This is a genomic window from Rhodoferax sp. BLA1, assembly GCF_013416775.1.
GTDB lineage: Bacteria > Pseudomonadota > Gammaproteobacteria > Burkholderiales > Burkholderiaceae_C > Rhodoferax.
Window position 1 is genome coordinate 1 of record NZ_SZVI01000012.1, and the last position, 15207, is coordinate 15207.

At 55.2% G+C, this 15207-nt stretch carries 13 protein-coding genes and 2 pseudogenes; 3 read left to right on the plus strand and 12 right to left on the minus strand.

Translation table 11 applies throughout. The annotated features are described in order from the left end of the window. Positions 1-124: pseudogene (locus FDG13_RS12800) on the plus strand (IS1595 family transposase); the annotation flags it as partial. 4 nt (positions 125-128) lie between these two features. Here FDG13_RS12800 and FDG13_RS12805 read toward each other — a convergent pair. The 7 genes and pseudogenes from FDG13_RS12805 to FDG13_RS12835 form a co-directional block, all read right to left on the minus strand. Further along, positions 129-542, minus strand: a pseudogene (locus FDG13_RS12805) (polysaccharide deacetylase family protein); the annotation flags it as partial. 28 nt (positions 543-570) lie between these two features. Next, positions 571-1680: an XrtA/PEP-CTERM system-associated ATPase gene (locus tag FDG13_RS12810; RefSeq protein ID WP_180128291.1), complete on the minus strand. Its 1110-nt coding sequence runs from the start codon at positions 1678-1680 to the stop codon at positions 571-573. A gap of 3 nt (positions 1681-1683) precedes the next feature. After that, a complete protein-coding gene (locus FDG13_RS12815) occupies positions 1684-3210 on the minus strand; it encodes a TIGR03016 family PEP-CTERM system-associated outer membrane protein (RefSeq protein ID WP_180128293.1) in 1527 nt (508 codons plus the stop codon). Beyond that, positions 3207-4130: an XrtA-associated tyrosine autokinase gene (locus FDG13_RS12820; RefSeq protein ID WP_180128295.1), complete on the minus strand. Its 924-nt coding sequence runs from the start codon at positions 4128-4130 to the stop codon at positions 3207-3209. The genes FDG13_RS12815 and FDG13_RS12820 overlap by 4 nt, the downstream gene beginning before the upstream one ends. Positions 4131-4137: 7 nt before the next feature. After that, positions 4138-5703 (minus strand): XrtA system polysaccharide chain length determinant, encoded by a 1566-nt coding sequence (locus tag FDG13_RS12825; RefSeq protein ID WP_180128297.1) that lies wholly within the window; start codon positions 5701-5703, stop codon positions 4138-4140. An 81-nt stretch (positions 5704-5784) separates the two neighbouring features. Continuing rightward, positions 5785-6387, minus strand: a complete 603-nt coding sequence (locus FDG13_RS12830; protein WP_370528231.1) for an XrtA/PEP-CTERM system exopolysaccharide export protein — start codon at positions 6385-6387, stop codon at positions 5785-5787. 192 nt (positions 6388-6579) lie between these two features. Continuing rightward, positions 6580-7461, minus strand: coding sequence for a ThiF family adenylyltransferase (locus FDG13_RS12835; protein ID WP_180128300.1), 882 nt, complete (start codon positions 7459-7461; stop codon positions 6580-6582). Between the two features lie 93 nt (positions 7462-7554). Here FDG13_RS12835 and FDG13_RS12840 point away from each other — a divergent pair, with 93 nt between their 5' ends. Next, complete coding sequence (locus FDG13_RS12840; RefSeq protein WP_180128302.1) at positions 7555-8625, plus strand: nitroreductase family protein; 1071 nt, start codon at positions 7555-7557, stop codon at positions 8623-8625. Here FDG13_RS12840 and FDG13_RS12845 read toward each other — a convergent pair. Then, complete coding sequence (locus tag FDG13_RS12845) at positions 8591-9436, minus strand: EamA family transporter (RefSeq protein ID WP_180128304.1); 846 nt, start codon at positions 9434-9436, stop codon at positions 8591-8593. The two genes, FDG13_RS12840 and FDG13_RS12845, sit on opposite strands and share 35 nt — an antisense overlap. 316 nt (positions 9437-9752) lie before the next feature. Between FDG13_RS12845 and FDG13_RS12850 the strand changes: the two genes are divergently transcribed. Further along, positions 9753-10736 (plus strand): PEP-CTERM sorting domain-containing protein, encoded by a 984-nt coding sequence (locus FDG13_RS12850; protein ID WP_180128307.1) that lies wholly within the window; start codon positions 9753-9755, stop codon positions 10734-10736. 170 nt (positions 10737-10906) lie between these two features. On the opposite strand, the gene FDG13_RS12855 is transcribed toward FDG13_RS12850, so the two are convergent. From FDG13_RS12855 to FDG13_RS12870, 4 genes are read right to left on the minus strand one after another with little or no spacing between them, the layout of a single operon-like run. Further along, on the minus strand, positions 10907-11869 hold the full coding sequence (locus FDG13_RS12855; RefSeq protein WP_180128309.1) for a PIG-L deacetylase family protein: 963 nt from the start codon (positions 11867-11869) through the stop codon (positions 10907-10909). Further along, entirely contained in the window at positions 11862-13007 is a 1146-nt protein-coding gene (locus FDG13_RS12860) for a glycosyltransferase (RefSeq protein WP_180128311.1), read from the minus strand. Before FDG13_RS12860 ends, FDG13_RS12855 begins: the two co-directional genes overlap by 8 nt. Further along, the gene (locus FDG13_RS12865) at positions 13000-14400 is read right to left on the minus strand and encodes an ABC transporter permease (RefSeq protein WP_180128313.1); all 1401 of its coding nucleotides are present in this window, start codon (positions 14398-14400) and stop codon (positions 13000-13002) included. The genes FDG13_RS12860 and FDG13_RS12865 overlap by 8 nt, the downstream gene beginning before the upstream one ends. Further along, positions 14397-15134, minus strand: a complete 738-nt coding sequence (locus FDG13_RS12870; RefSeq protein ID WP_180128315.1) for an ABC transporter ATP-binding protein — start codon at positions 15132-15134, stop codon at positions 14397-14399. The genes FDG13_RS12865 and FDG13_RS12870 overlap by 4 nt, the downstream gene beginning before the upstream one ends. Between the last annotated feature and the right edge of the window lie 73 nt (positions 15135-15207).

Sequence of the window (15207 nt, forward strand, 5' to 3'; positions counted from 1 at the left end):
GTACCTGGAAAACTACCTGGGCTGGCGGCGTATGCTTGAGCGCTATCACCAAAGCATCTCTCCTGGCGTTTGTCTGCAGGAAGCGCTGGGACGATATTCATCGCAACAGTTAATTCAGACATAGCCCTGTCATAGGCCCACAAATTGCCCTTGCCGATGGAAAAGCTCGGTGCCCGGTAACCCAGGATGCGCTGGCCCGACAGGTCTTCGAGCAGTTTTTTGGCGCTGTCGATGTCGCTGAGAAACTCCTGTGGTGACTGGTCGCTGGCGCGTTGGTGGCCGTAGCCGTGGCTGGCGAGTTCGTGCCCGTTGTCAACAATCTGCCGCACCAATTGGGGGTAACGCTCGGCGATCCAGCCCAGCGTGAAAAAGGTGGCATGGGTGTGGTGGCGCGCCAGCAACTCCAAGATGGTCAGGATGTTGCGCTCGACGCGGCATTCGCGGCTGTCCCACTCGGTACGGGCGATGTAAGGGGCAAATGCCGAGACCTGAAAATAGTCCTCGACATCAATCGTCATCGCGTTGGTCAAACCTGTTGGCATGCTATGGCCTCCGTGAGGGTGCTCGGGGTCAAGCCTCTTTGTCCGGCGCGCCACTGGCCGCTTTGACCAGCCGTTGCAACATCACCAGAATTTCCAGGTTGATGCGTTCCAGACGCAAGGCGCTGGCTTCCAGGCGACGCAACCGAATGTCGTATTGCTCGGCATTCAGGGTGGCGATCTGGCCCGAGATGGCCTGGCCTAGGCCAGCTGGAAGCTGTAGCTTGGCCAGGTCGGCATCGGAGGCGTTGGCCGAGGACAAATCAGAAATAAAGGAGTCAGTCCAGCCAGGTCCTTCGGGTGAGGAGATGGGCTTGGACATCGAGACCGATTCGTCGTTGATCTCGCTGACCACCTCGTTGACCTCTTCGACGCCAAAGCTCTCTTTGCTGGCCAGGTAGCCCGACAGCAACAGGCGGTCACACACCAGGTTGATGCGCCGTGGGATACCGTTGGTGGCCCTGAAGATGGCCTCGAAGGCCGCCGCATCAAAGGCGGGTCGCTCGGGCTTGGCACCCGCACATTTGAGGCGGTGTTCGATATACCCCTGTGTCTCCGCCAAGTCCAGCGGCCCAATGTGGCAGGTAGCCGTAACCCGCTGGCGCAATTGCTGCATGCCTGGGCTTTGCAGAATGGCGCGAAATTCAGGCTGGCCAATTAAAAAAGTCTGCAGCAGGGCTTGCTGGCCATATTGGAAGTTGGACAACATGCGCAGTTCTTCTACCGCCCGGTGGGTCAGGTTTTGCGCTTCATCCACAATCAGCAGGCAACGTTTGCCCTGGCTGGTGTGGTTGACCAAGAAGGCCTCCAGCGCCATCAATAAATCGGACTTGGAGACATCTTTGACCCGCACACCAAAGGCCGCGCCCACCATGCGCAAGGTGTCTTCGGCATCAAGCTGGGTGGTAACCAGGTTGGCGGCCACCACTTTGTCAGCATCCAGGCCATCGAGCAGGCCGCGCACCACGGTGGTCTTGCCGGCACCAATTTCACCAGTGATGACAATGAACCCCTCATTACGCATGACGCCGTACTCAAGGTAGGCCTTGGCGCGTCTGTGTTGTTTGCTAGCGTAATAGAAGCGTGGATCCGGGTTGATCTGGAAGGGTTCGCTGCTTAATCCGTAATAGGCTGCATACATGGGTTAAAACTGCACATTGAGGTTGCCAGTCACCGCGTTCTCGGTGTAGGGGGTGGTGGCGTTGTCAGACACCACTCGGCGCAGGCCTAGTGAGGCTGCTGTTCTTCTGCCAACTTTTCCGGAGAGATTGACATTGAATGACCGGAGTGTGGTTTCCTCGGCCGTTGTGGTGCCGGAGGTGTTTTGCCGCGATAGCGACAAGCCCAAGGAATAGTCCGGTGTCAAACGGTGGCTGTAGTTGATACTGAAGCCGTTCTGGACGACTGTGGCTCCGCTGGACAAGTTGTCCACGACGCTGGTGATGGTGTCCAGACGGTTGCTCTCGGTGCGCGACAGCAAAAAAGTAATAGTGTCACGGATCCCCAGCAGGGCCAAGGACAGGTTCTGGCTGCGTTGCACCGCTATCGCTGAAGTCAGAAAGCCTCCAATAACAGGGATATTGGCACTGAGACCATACAACTGCAGTAAAGCGTTGACCCTCTGGGCACGCTCTGTGGCTGAGAGTCCGCTGCCTTCCAGCTGGCTGTAAAACAAGTCATAGAGGTTGCCAACGATCCCCACACCATTTTGGTTGGGGGTGGTTGACACATCTTTGCTGTCGGAAAAACGCCAGACGGTGCGAGCACTGCGATGCTCAAAACTCACATTGTGGGTGTTGCCAAATGAACGTTTGCCGGTCAGTGCAGATAGGCTGGTTCTCTCGGACGGGAACCAGTTGATCCCCACGCTGCTGGTGCTGTAGTTTTGTTTGTCCAAGCTGGTGTAATTGTTCGATTCCTGGCCAGCATTGGCGGACAGCTTGACCTGGGGTGTGACCTCGTAGGTCAAACCCAGGCTATAGGTGTCGGCCTGGGTGGTACGTCCGGCGCTGTAACTGGCTTGCTGGCGCGACAGGTCTGCGGTCCAACCCAGGCTGCGAAAAGCCGACGCATTGCTGACCTTGACCACGCTGTTGGTGGTGGCGGTGTCGGAGGCGGCAGCACTGTCGCTGGAACTCACCGAGCGGCTGATACGTGCCTCGTAATTGGCCGCATTACCGAGCCGTCCCTTGACATAGGGCGAGAGGTTGTAGCTGGCCACCTCGGTCCGGTTGGCGTTAATGGCTGTGTTGTTGGTCGACTGGGTGCCAAAAGCAGAAATGGTCTGTTGCGAGATGTTGCCGCTGAAATCCAGGAAAGCCCAGTTGTCAACCGCTTCCCAGGTGCCAAAGGTGTTGAGTGCATTCTGGTTGCGACTGGCGGCCGTACCCTGGGCGTAATCGACGTGTGTCAGCGAGTAGTCAAAATAGGTCTTGAGCCTGGCACCATTGATGTCGACGTGGACGCCGGGGCTGACTTCGGTGATCTGATCAGACTTGGCGGCCGTACTGCTCAGCGCTACATTGTCAGTGACCGTTTCGTTCACTGACACACGTGCAGAGATGGACACCACCTGCGTAGCTGCACCCGGGCCGACGTCTTGAGCCCAGGCCACAGTCCCAGACAACATCAGCAACGTCGCAATAGGGTGCATGACGCGCTCGGTGTTCATGCTGCTTGCTCCCCCTGTTTATCGTGACCATACCCCCCTCCGTACCCATAGCTGTAGCCGTACCCGCTTTTGAACAAGGTACTTGCGCGATTCAACAGCAGCAGCTTGACAGGGCAGGCCTCAATGGTGGCCAACGCCTGTTTGACCTCGGATTGCAAGGTCTTGCCGGCATGCACCACCGTCACAATCTGCCCCATATGGGTGGCCAGCACACGGGCTTCGGTGGTGATCAGCAAAGGGGGAGAGTCAAAAATGATGATGCGGTCTGGGTAACGCGCTGCCATGTCTTCCAGCAGATTGACCATGGCATCACTGGCCAGTAGTTCTGTGGCACGTGGATGGGATGTCCCACTGGGCAAAATGGTCAATTTCTCGACGTTGGTTTTGAGCAAGACGGATGACATGTCCAGCTTGTCATCCAAGACCAGATCAAGCAGGCCCGGCCCATCGGGCAAGCCCAGCATGCGCATGACCGATGGGCGCGCCACATCGGCATCTACCAACATCACCGTGTTGTCCAGTTCCGTGGCGATGCTCATCGCCAGGTTGATTGAGGTGAAGCTTTTTCCTTCACCGGGCAAGGCGCTGGTCACCATGATCAGGTTGCCATTGGTTATGACGGAAGCACCTTTGCCCATCGCGTTTTTGATCAAAGGACGTTTGATCACACGGTATTGGTCTGCAATCTCTGAGCGTGCTGAACTGGGGTTGATAAATCCTGCTTTGGTCAGAGCGTCCAAGTCCAAGTCGACCCGCCGCGATGTGGCTACTGGCTCGGGAGGTTTTTGTGCAGCTGCGGGGGGGGCTGCCTCAGCCAGTGGAGATCTTGGTGTCGCTGCAGTGGATGTGCTTGGCATCTCCACACCCGCTTGCCGCAATTGTTCCAGCCGTCGGGCTGCCTGTTCAATCAAGCTACTCATAGGTCATTCATCCTGCTTGGTTGGACGTCAGGAACAGCGCAGCCATTCCGAGACCGAACACAACTACCAGGCCCCCGGTAGCGGCTAAAAATTTCACCAACTCAGACTTTCGCCGCTGTGCACTGCCATCATCGACCAGCAGGGATACCACCCCTAGCAAGGGCAAGCCCAAGGTTTCACTCATGGCGTTGGCATCGTAGAACACAGCTCGTATCTGGCCCAGCAGGAAGGTCACACCCAAGCCTGCTGCCAAGGCTGCCAGCAAGGCCAACGGCATCAGCAGCAGACGGTTGGGGGCGACGGGTTTGGGCGACGCACGTGGCGGGTCAATCAGTCGGAAATCTGCTACGCCGGTGACGTTGTCCAGATCCCCCGACATGGTGGCAGATTCACGCCGTGACACCAAGTCGTTGTAATTTTTCTTGTTGATCTCGTAGTCGCGGTTGAGTTGGGCAAACTCTGCCTCAATCTGCGGCGCGGTTTTCATGGCTTCGCGCGCCTTGGCATAACGTGCGTCATATTCAGCCACACGTGCCCTCAGAGAGGCAACCTGTACTTCTGAAGTAGCCATCACCCGACTCAGTTCCTGATAAGCCAGCGTATTGTTGGACGGCACAGCAGCGGGGTTCGCCAATGCAGCTTTGCGCAATTCCTGGATCTCCTTGCGTTTCTGCTCCTCCAGCTCCTTGATTAGGCGTTGGGCACTAACTACATCGGGATGTTGTTCTGTGAAGCGCTGCAACAAAGCGTCCAGATTTCGCTTTTGCGCATCAATACGCGAGTCAATTTCCGGCGTGGAAATCGAGGCGGACGCATCCGACATCAGGTTCTTGGAATTGGTAGCGCGTTCTGCATCCAATTGCCTTTTGGCAGCATCCCGAGCGTTTTCGGCTTCGCGTAACTCCAATCTGGCTTGTCGCAACTGCTCTGAAATGGCGCCCAACTGCCCAGCCATATCGCGCCCTTCGGTCGTCTGCAAGTCAATGTTGCGCAATCTGAATTCCTTGAGCCGCGCCTCAGCTTCTTCGAGCTTGGTCACATAGGTCTTGATTTGCTCTTCGATGAATTTTTTGGCGGTGTCTGAGTCCTGGCGCGAGCTGCCCATGCTGGACTCTACAAAGATCGACACCAAAGACTGCACCACTTTTTTTGCCTTTTCAGGATCTGTGTCCCGATAGGCCAAGGTGTAGATGTTGTCACGGCCCACATTCTTGATTTCCAATGTCTTTGACACCCGATCAATCAGCGCGTCCTGCTCGGCTTTGGATGCGTTGCCCAGGTCCAGATCTGCCATGCGGATCAATTTTTCGACATTGGGGCGGGTGATCAATGTGCGACTGAGCATCATCACCTGCTGCTCGACATTGGGTTGCACCGCCAGTCCCGACATCAAAGGCTTCAGAATAGACTGTGTATCCACATAAATGCGTGCACTGGCTTCGTACTTGTCAGGCACAGCCATCACCCCTATGACACCGACAACGGCCACCAACCAAGCTGCGATCAGACCGCGCCAGCGGTGTTTCCACATGCCCCGGGCTATGGCTGTTACCTGACTAATCAACTCATCCATAGGGGAAGTTCTTATAAATCAAAAGGACATGCAAAGCGAGGCCCACCAAGGCTCAAGCAGAGCCAAGGCGGAGAGGCAAAATCAGAACCAACCTTGAGGAATGATCAACACATCACCCGGTTTCATCTCGACATTGGCGGAGATGTCGCCACGTTTGATCAGGTCGTTCAGGCGTACTGAGTAACGCTTGTCACCTTCAGCGGCACGGGTGATGGAGGCGCCGTTGCCATCCGCAAAGTCAGTCAGACCGCCGACAGCAATCATCACGTCAAGCAGCGTCATCTTTTGCTTGTATGGGAGAGCCTGAGGCTTTGCCGCTTCGCCCACCACACGAATCTGCTCGCTGTAAGGGCCGATGAAACCCGTCACGATCACCGTCACCACCGGGTCCCGTACCAATTTGCTCAATGCTTTTTCCACATCGCGGGCGATTTCTGTGGATGTTTTGCCCTGCACCACCAGTTCATCCACCAGTGGCGTGGCCAATTTGCCGTCTGGACGAACTGGCACCGACATGGACAGTTCTGGGTTGCGCCAAACGCTGATGTTCAGGTTGTCCCCTGGGCCCACGATGTAGTTGTAATCCGGTGTGGCCGCTATGGAAGGTGCAGGCGGGTAGTTGCCACCGGTGGCACAGCCAGCCAGCCAGACTGCTGCCAAACCAGCGGCGGCGCAGCGCCCAATACGAGTCAAGATCGATGCGTTGGAAAAAAAGCTTTTCAAGATAAATCCCCTGGGTGAGGCCAATGCAAGACGCGAGAAGCAGTGAAGACCAATATTAAAGCAATATAACGCATTATTGATGCAAGTCCGCGTCAGAAAACATATCAGTTGTTGAGCTGTTTGTTATCTGAGGAACCCTCTCGGAGGAAGGTGTCAGCGCGTTGATTTACTTCCTTTTAGCACTGGTCTTATGAATTTGAGCAGCAACTGTTGCAGCGGATTGGCATTTCCAAACGGGCGCCAAGTGTGTTTGAGCTTTTGGTGGTAGGCGTCAAAATGCATGCCCCATGGGGCCGCCTTGATCTCTCCGCGTTTGAGCAGCACTTTGAGCACCGACACGCCCATCACCCCAGCGCACAGATCGCAGGCCATGATGGTAGAGGGCCCCCGCTTCTCAGAGAAGTTCACTGCTTCGGGCGCTACCAGATAGTCACGGTTCATCATGGCGGGTGACAAACCTGCAATGAAACGGGCGTATTGTTCCTGTTGCTCGTGTCCTTTCACCTTGAAATAGTCTTCAAAACTCATGCCTGTCGGACTGAAGTAAAGAAAAGCGACGCCCATGCCCAGCGGCGCAGCGGTCAAAGCGGGGATGCCTTTTTCTCGACATTTGGCAAACACCATGCGTCGCGCAGGCAGGGCAAAAAAGTCCAATCCGTCGACATACACATCCACATCCTGCAGAAAATCATCAATGTTCTCGGGTGTGACACCTTGTGGAAACAAACGCAAGCTGGTTTCGGGGTTGATGTCTTGGGCCAGCTTGGCCACAGTGTTAATTTTGGGTTGCCCCATGAAGGGCATGAAGGCACCAGCCTGACGATTCATGTTGTGAACATCAAAGTCGTCAAAGTCGGCGATGTTGAAGTTGGCCATGCCAAGTCGACACAACGTGAGAAGATGAGCGCCACCCACACCTCCCAGGCCGGCGATGGCCACTCGGCTTTGACGCAGCTTTTCCTGCTCATCCAGCGTCACCCATCCAATGTTGCGGGAAAAGGCGCGTCCGTATTCAAACTGAAAAGATGTTGGCATATATTTTTTTGTTTACGGTCTGTTGATGTCTCATTTTGCCCAGGTTGCCCCGCCGATCTAAGTACATTGTTCGTTAATTTATAGTTGGTGGCTATGAGCCGTGAGATTCTTACCCGCATTCTCGACTTGGCACGCTGGGCACCCAGCGGAGACAACACCCAACCGTGGCGTTTCGAAATTGTGGGCGACTTGCACATCCGAGTGCATGGCTTTGATACCCGTGACCATGTTTTGTACGACTACGACGGCCACCCCAGCCATATCGCGCATGGCGCATTATTGGAAACACTGCGCATTGCGGCGTCCAACTGGGGGCTGAAAGCCAGATGGTCTGCTTGCAGCACGGGCGATCACCGCACACCTGTCTATGAAGTGCATTTGGACAGTGATCCTGGACTGCAGCGTGACCCATTGTTTGACTGCATAGAAAGGCGGATGGTGCAGCGTCGGCCCATGCAAATCACGCCGTTGACACTGAATCAGCGTCAGGCACTGGCCTTGGCAGTGGGTGAAGGGTTTACCGTGCAATGGTTTGAGTCTGCTGCTCAGCGCCGACAAGTTGCAGCTCTGTTATGGCGCAGCGCCAGAATTCGCCTGATCTGCCCGGAAGCCTACCCGGTGCATAAAAGCATCATCGAATGGGGCTCGCGCTTCAGCAGGGACCGCATTCCTGAAGAGGCTGTTGGTGTTGACCCCCTGACCGCAAGACTAATGCAGTGGGTGATGCAGAGCTGGAGCCGAGTAGACTTTTTCAACCGTTACCTGACGGGGACGATTGCGCCACGGCTACAGCTTGATCTGTTGCCTGGCTTACTCTGTGCGGCACATGTGCTGGTGCGCCCCGTACAGCCCCCGACTCAACTGGAAGACTGGGTATGTCTGGGCATGGCGGTGCAGCGTCTTTGGCTTACTGCCACACAACAGAGCTTGCATTTGCAGCCTCAGATGACGCCGGTTATTTTCAGGTGGTATGCCCGCGCTGGGCGGCGGTTTTCGACTTTACCCAGCTTGTTTGATCAGTCACTCCGCTTGGCTGACGACTTTGAGCGCGTCACAAATTCTACGCAGACAGATTCTTTCGGATTCTTTGCCCGCGTCGGTGTCAGCCAGCCACCGGTCAGCCGTTCCATCAGGCTGGACGTGGCTGACTTGATGAAGGTTTGAACTGCAACAGTGTGGTGCCCACCACAATCAGCACAATGCCCACCCCGCGCAGCAGCGTGATGTGTTCGGCAAACACCACCACACCAGCCAGCACCGTGATGGCATTGGCCATGGCCAGTTGCAAAGGCACCACCACAGATGCCCGACCGCGCTGAAAAGCCGCCTGCAACAACACCAGTCCGGCCACATTGGCCAGCACGACAGCCAGCAGCAGGGGATTCAACAGCACTGCCCAGGTCAGAATCGATTGCTCTGGCCCTGCTGAGGCCACGGTCAGGGCCTTGGTCAGAATCGATCCCGCACCAAAACACAGGCCGACCACCAGCGCCAGCAATATCTCAGGCTGGCTAGAGCGCCGATTGGCCAGCAGCAGTGCGCCAGCCAACACAACCGTCACTCCCAGCAGCAAAGCTAAGCGCATGCCTGCAAAGGCTGTGACTTGGGTACCTTCGGCTTCCAGCGCCAGCGCCACCGCACCCAATACGGTCAACAGCACCCCGGCCCACTCTATCTGTGCCAGGCGTTCCTTGAGAAAAACCACGGCCAGAATCACCAGCAGCAGGTCACCCGCAGACATCAAGGGTTGCACCAGGCTGATGTCGCCCAGTGCCGTCGCTTGCACAAATAGCACCCAACCCAAGCTCGTTGCGACAAAGCCCAACACCCAGCGCCAGTCGGTCAGTAACGCTTTAGCGACGACCAGCGCTGGATCTACGCCAATCTTAGGCTGGCCTTCCGACGACATTTTCCACATGAAGTAGCCCAACTGGATCAGCAGCGTGGCGGCGAGTGTGGTCAGAACAACTAGCATGCAGGGCAATCCGATTCCAATGAAATATCAAAGAAGTGAGCTTCTTAACTATAGGCCAAATGACTTTGGAAGACGTACGCGTTCTTCAATGTGTGCCCTCCAACAACCATTCAATCCGATTTCAATGCGCTCTTTCTGTCGGAACTCTTTACAGCGGCTTCGGGAAAACAGAGTCAAAACCCAATAAATAGTCCTAACTTGTTGATTTGTATGAGGTTGTTGTTTCTGGCATGAACCATGCTTATGAATTGTGGCAAGTGCAAGATTGTCAGCACTGGCAATCAGATCCTCTTCACGAATCTCAGGAGTAATTGAAATGAAAAAATTTGCAAAAATGGCGGTTGCGACCGCAATTGCTGGCCTGGGCGTGGGCTCGGCATTTGCTTTCCCGGTTTTTGTGCCCGGCACAAACAGCATTGAGTTCCAAGCCTATGAAAACCATTATCGGTCCACTGCAGCTTGTGGTATTGGAAATGACTGCTTGCCTGCAGATGCGGCCAATGATCCGACGGGCTACCAAAGGGTTAATCCTGCATTAACCGGTGCATCTAGCGTGATTGCAGGCGATATTTTTGCGGGTACCGTCAAAGTGACAGGTGTGCTGCCCGGCGCTTTCCCGAATAACGTGCCTTCAGCGTCAATGGAGTTCACAGGCTACTTTGCGCAACAAGTTGACACTGTCACTGTGACTGATGCGTTTAACGCCATTATCAAGTTCAAGACGGTTGGTACAGATCCGTTTGGCGTTTTGACCGGTGATGAAATGTTCAAGTTGTACCTTGATACAACGCCTGATTACAACGCTGCAGCGGCAGGTACAACGTTTGCTCACATTTTGGCTGCGACCAATGGTGGATCCGATACAAGCTTTTGGGGCTCGCTGGGCATTGGTAAAGAAGGCTATGCCTACACGCTTGATGATTTGTCAATCGCAGGTAACGACGCAAATTTTGCTTCCAAATCTTATTTGGGTCTTGATCTGATTGGCAAGGGTTCGGCCTATAACGCAGGTGATTTGAAGAAAGTCAACGATGAAAGCGAAAGTTTGGCTGGCGGTGTAACTGGATCAGGTGCGCTGGTGTGTGATGCGGCTGATTTGGCGAATCCAGCTGTATCTTGTGTTGATTTCACTGGCAACGCAGATATTAAGAAAAACACCTACTACTCATTGGGTGCTCCGTTCTATTACAACGTGAATGACCCGTTGTTCCTGAATAAAATCCCAGAGCCAGGTTCTTTGGCCTTGATGGGTTTGGCTTTGGCTGGTTTTGGTGTGGTACGTCGCCGTAAATCTGCCTAATCAGGTCTGATTCGGGATATAAAAAAGGGTGCTTTAGCACCCTTTTTTTGCGTCAAAGTTCGGTAGTCTTGATGATGTGTAAAAAAGCGCCGAAAGCGCCGGTAGCCCTTGTCAGAGAAAGAACAATACATATCTCGGGTGTAGCTGAAATGAGATGCAGGGCATCATCTTCAATGAATTGGTGTGGGTGTCCAGTAACGCTCAAGCGCAGTTTTGGAGTGACTGATGGTTTTTGCATACGCTGACAGCGTATTTACGCCATCTTGTCGCGACGAAAAAAACTCTTTGAACTGGCTGTTATACAAGAGCATGGCATCCACCTTCTGCTGCAAGTAATCGTCAATTGGGATGACACAGGGATGTAGCAGTCGTTTGGGGGCCGTGGCCGCTTTCCGACGGTGGGTTGACATCAGACGCCACAGGTAATAGCTGACCACCGGTAGTGCAGATTTACGCACGATCCATGGTTTCAAGTTCCGCATCAAGGCAGTGTTGGCATATCCCATGGATGTCTGCCACCAGGCTTTGACATTCGGTATAGGGACCAGACTGGAGTCTCCAGGTAGCTGCGGGTATATGGCTATGTCGTTTAATCTGAAGCGAGTGGCATGGGGAATACAACAATAGGGCGTGTCTTCGTAATAAAGGAGCTTGCCGGTTTCAGCCCATGTATCGAACACATGGTGGGTCAGGATGTGGTCCACATGCCAGCCAACGCCAAGAGGGACATAAATCTGCTGAAAATCCAGTTCAGACAAAATCCCGAACAGTTTTTGGCGCAGTTCAGGAAGCCATTGCAAATCCTCTTCGACAGGTGGACGGAAAATGTTGCCAAGCTTTTGGTAGGGATTACGCCGAAATGTCACATCCAGTTCGCCCAGATTTCGGGATTCAAAGCCCAGTAGCTTTGCAGCATCAGCTTCTTCTTCGTACCGGCTTTCATTCAGCACCACGCCGCGTATCTTCACATCAGACAGGTAGCGCGTGAAGATGTTGATCACCAGCACTGGTCCTTGTGAAGATAAGCGCGCAATTTCACCACCACAGGAAAACACGGCGTCGTCCAGATGCGGAGAAACAAAAATAGCCCGGTAGAGGGTCTTTGTGAATGAGGGAGTGGGTGCGTCATCCATGCTGTTTTGATGCCAGGACGTCTTTGTAGGCCTTTTCCAAAGCATCTACCACCAATTCTGGTCGGTAGGCTTCGGATCGTTTTTTGCTTGCTTCGCCTTGCTGTGCACGGGTTGGTGTATCACTGGCCAGGTCGTTGAGACGATGGGTGAGGTCCGAGATGGACGCCGGATCGACAATGAACCCGTTGACCCCATGAACCACCATTTCGTCGGCCGCCACGATGGCACTGGTCACAATCACTGGGCGGCTAAAACACATGGCTTCCATGGCCACCAAAGGCTGTGCCTCTTGAAGTGATGGCAATACAAACACATCACATCCGGCGTAGTAGCGGACAAGTGTGCTGTGATCCAAAAAACCCAGGAACTGGACCTTGTCACTGATGTTCAGCTGTGCACACAAGCCCTCCAGTGTGGGGCCCTCTGGCCCACGACCAGCAATCCACAAGACCGCTGCAGGGTGCGTCTTGAGCAAAGCAGCAAACCCTTTGATCAAATAGCCGATGTTCTTCTCCGGACCCAGGCGCCCCGCATACAAAATGGTGAATCCTGGCGTTCGCTCAACGGGAACCACGTCTGCGTTGTCCGTAAAAACAACTGGGTTGGTGATGTAACGCACTGGCGTATGGACACCCTCGGCGCTGATTTGTTTGGCGAGGTTTTGCGATGGTGCAATGATCAGGTTAAAGCGGTTGTTGAAATTTACCATCATGCGCCGGATGAGTTCTCGAAACGGTCGCATTGGCAACGGCTGTGTCAACACCTCGGCGCTGAAATGGAAGGTGGATACCTGCGGTAGATTCATCGATTCGGCCACCTTACAAACTTGGCGCATCATGAATCCCACGTAATGGTGGTGCACGATGTCTGGCTTGGCGGCTTTGAAGATCTGCCGCAAGGTAGCTTGAGATGGCAGCCCCTGGTAAAAGCCGTAAGCCTTCAGCGTACGCACCCGGTAGATGGTGACACCTTCCCAGTGCTCAACCTCGGCCTCACCTGCTCGACGCGTGGTGATGACGGCCACTTGGTGGCCACGCCGCACCAGTTCGGGAGCGACCAATTTCACATGGGTGCCGACGCCGGTCATGGCCGGCAAGAAGTCGTCAGACACCATGCAGATGGACAAACGCTCAGACATGGCGCAGGGCATCCACGACTTTGAGTTGGGCAGCCCGATAGGCAGGCACCCAAGCCGACAAGATGGCAATACAGATCAAACCCAGCGTGGTGCCAACAATCATTTTGTATTCACCCCACACCGTCAGGGTCAGGGGTAAGGGCACCACACTGCCTGGTGCTGACCAGGTCAAGCCCATCTGGTTGACGATGCCCGACACGCCGAGCGCTAGAAAAACACCCAACAACGCGCCCGTCAGGCCCAGCAAGGCACCTTCGGTCACAAACAGCTGCCGGATACCGGCGCGGCGCAAGCCAATGGCACGTAATGTGCCGATTTCAACGGTGCGTTCAACCACGGCCGTGTTCATGGTGTTGCCAACGGTGAATAACACGATGGCCCCAATCAGCGCAAAAATGAAACCAAAAATGGTGTCGAACATCTGGATGGTCTGGACGAAAAACGGGTTCAAGGTCTTGAAGTCCAGTACCGCCAGGGGCTGAGTTTTTGAATACTTGGCCAGAATCGGCTTGATCCGTTCCAGTGCTTGTGGAATCTCCTCGGAGTGACTCAGTTGCAGGATGATGGAGCTGACTTTGGGGTCGGCATTGCCATAAATGAGCTGCTGCGCCTGGGCCAGGTGCATCATGATGTAAATTTCATCGAGTTCTTTGAATCCCTGCTCTTCGGCGCGTATCACCTTGAGGGATGCCACATTGGGAGCGCCTTTGGCGGTGCCTGCCAGCACTTCAATCCGCCCTGCATCCTGTCGGGTTGTGGTTTTGCTGGCTGATTGAGACTCCAGCGAACCGAGCTGTGCAATATCGTCGGGCAGCTTGTCCCCGTCGGACGGGGTTTCTGCTTCGGGGGTCGGGCAATTGGCAATCTTCAGAGCCTCACACAACAACAGTACACGCGCCACGCCCGTGCCCACAATGGCGGCGTCAGCGGCGGCGCCTTCCAGCGCAAAAGGGGGCGATCCGGTGCGCAAGTTGAAGTCATTCCAGCGCCGCATCTGATTGATGTCTTTGGCCACCAGTCCGTTGCCAACAATGGTGCGGGACACACCGGCCGCGTAATTGCCCGCGATGCCGCCAAACTGCAGGGTGGGTGTGATGACCTGAACCATGTCTTTCAACACCGCGTCGTTCTTGATGTCGGCAATGATTTGGGTGTAGTCCGCAATGGCGTAAGCCGTGGGGTTGCCGCTACCGTACAGGTAAAAGTCACGGTGCTGAATCTGCAGGTGCCCGCCACTTTGCACATATTCGGTGTGCATGGTGTAGTTGATGTTGGCGCTGTAACCCCCAAACAGCAGAATCGACGTCGACCCAATCGCCATCGCCAGCAAGGTGGCCAAAGACCGGCGCCGGTTGCGCAGCAGGTTGCGTACCGCCAATGACAAGGTCATCATGCTGATGCCTCCACGCCTTTGCGTTTGATGCCGCGGATACGACCGTCTTTGAGGAAGATGGTGTCATCGGCGGCGCTGATTACGTCCGAGTCATGTGAAGAAAAAATGAACGAAATCTTGAAGCGGTCCACCATGCGTCGCATCAGGCCCAGGATGGCGGCGCCGGTTTCGCTGTCGAGGTTGGCAGTGGGTTCATCGGCAATCACCAGCTTGGGTTTGCGCACCAGCGCCCGGGCAATGGCCACGCGCTGGCGCTGCCCGCCCGAGAGCTGGCCGGGCAGGTTGTGGGCCTTGTCGGCGAGGCCGACGGCTTCGAGCAGTTTGGGCACCCGGTCGGCGCGGGTCTTGGCCGAAGCACCCGTCAGCAGCAGCGGGTATTCGATGTTTTCGTAGGCACTCAGCACCGGCAGCAGGTTGAAGTTCTGGAAGATGAAACCGATGTTCTTGGCGCGAAAGTCAGAGAGCGCGTCGTCAGACAGTTCGCCCACCTTGCAACCGGCCACCATGACCTCACCCGAATCGGGTTTGTCGATACAACCAAACATGTTGAGCAGGGTGGTTTTTCCGCTACCCGAGGGGCCGAGTAACACGGTAAAGCAAGCGGGCCGCACCAGGATGTCGACACCCTTGATCACCGGCACACTCACCGAGTCCATGTGGTAGGTTTTTTCCACCCGGGTTAGCAAGGCCACCGGCCCCTGATACGGTGTGTTGTCTGGCTCTTTGTCGCTCATGTCTTGCCCTGCATCCTTCGGCTGCGTGAGCCAAGCTGTTGAAAGACCGCACCCGCAGGTGCCTGGCGCCAAT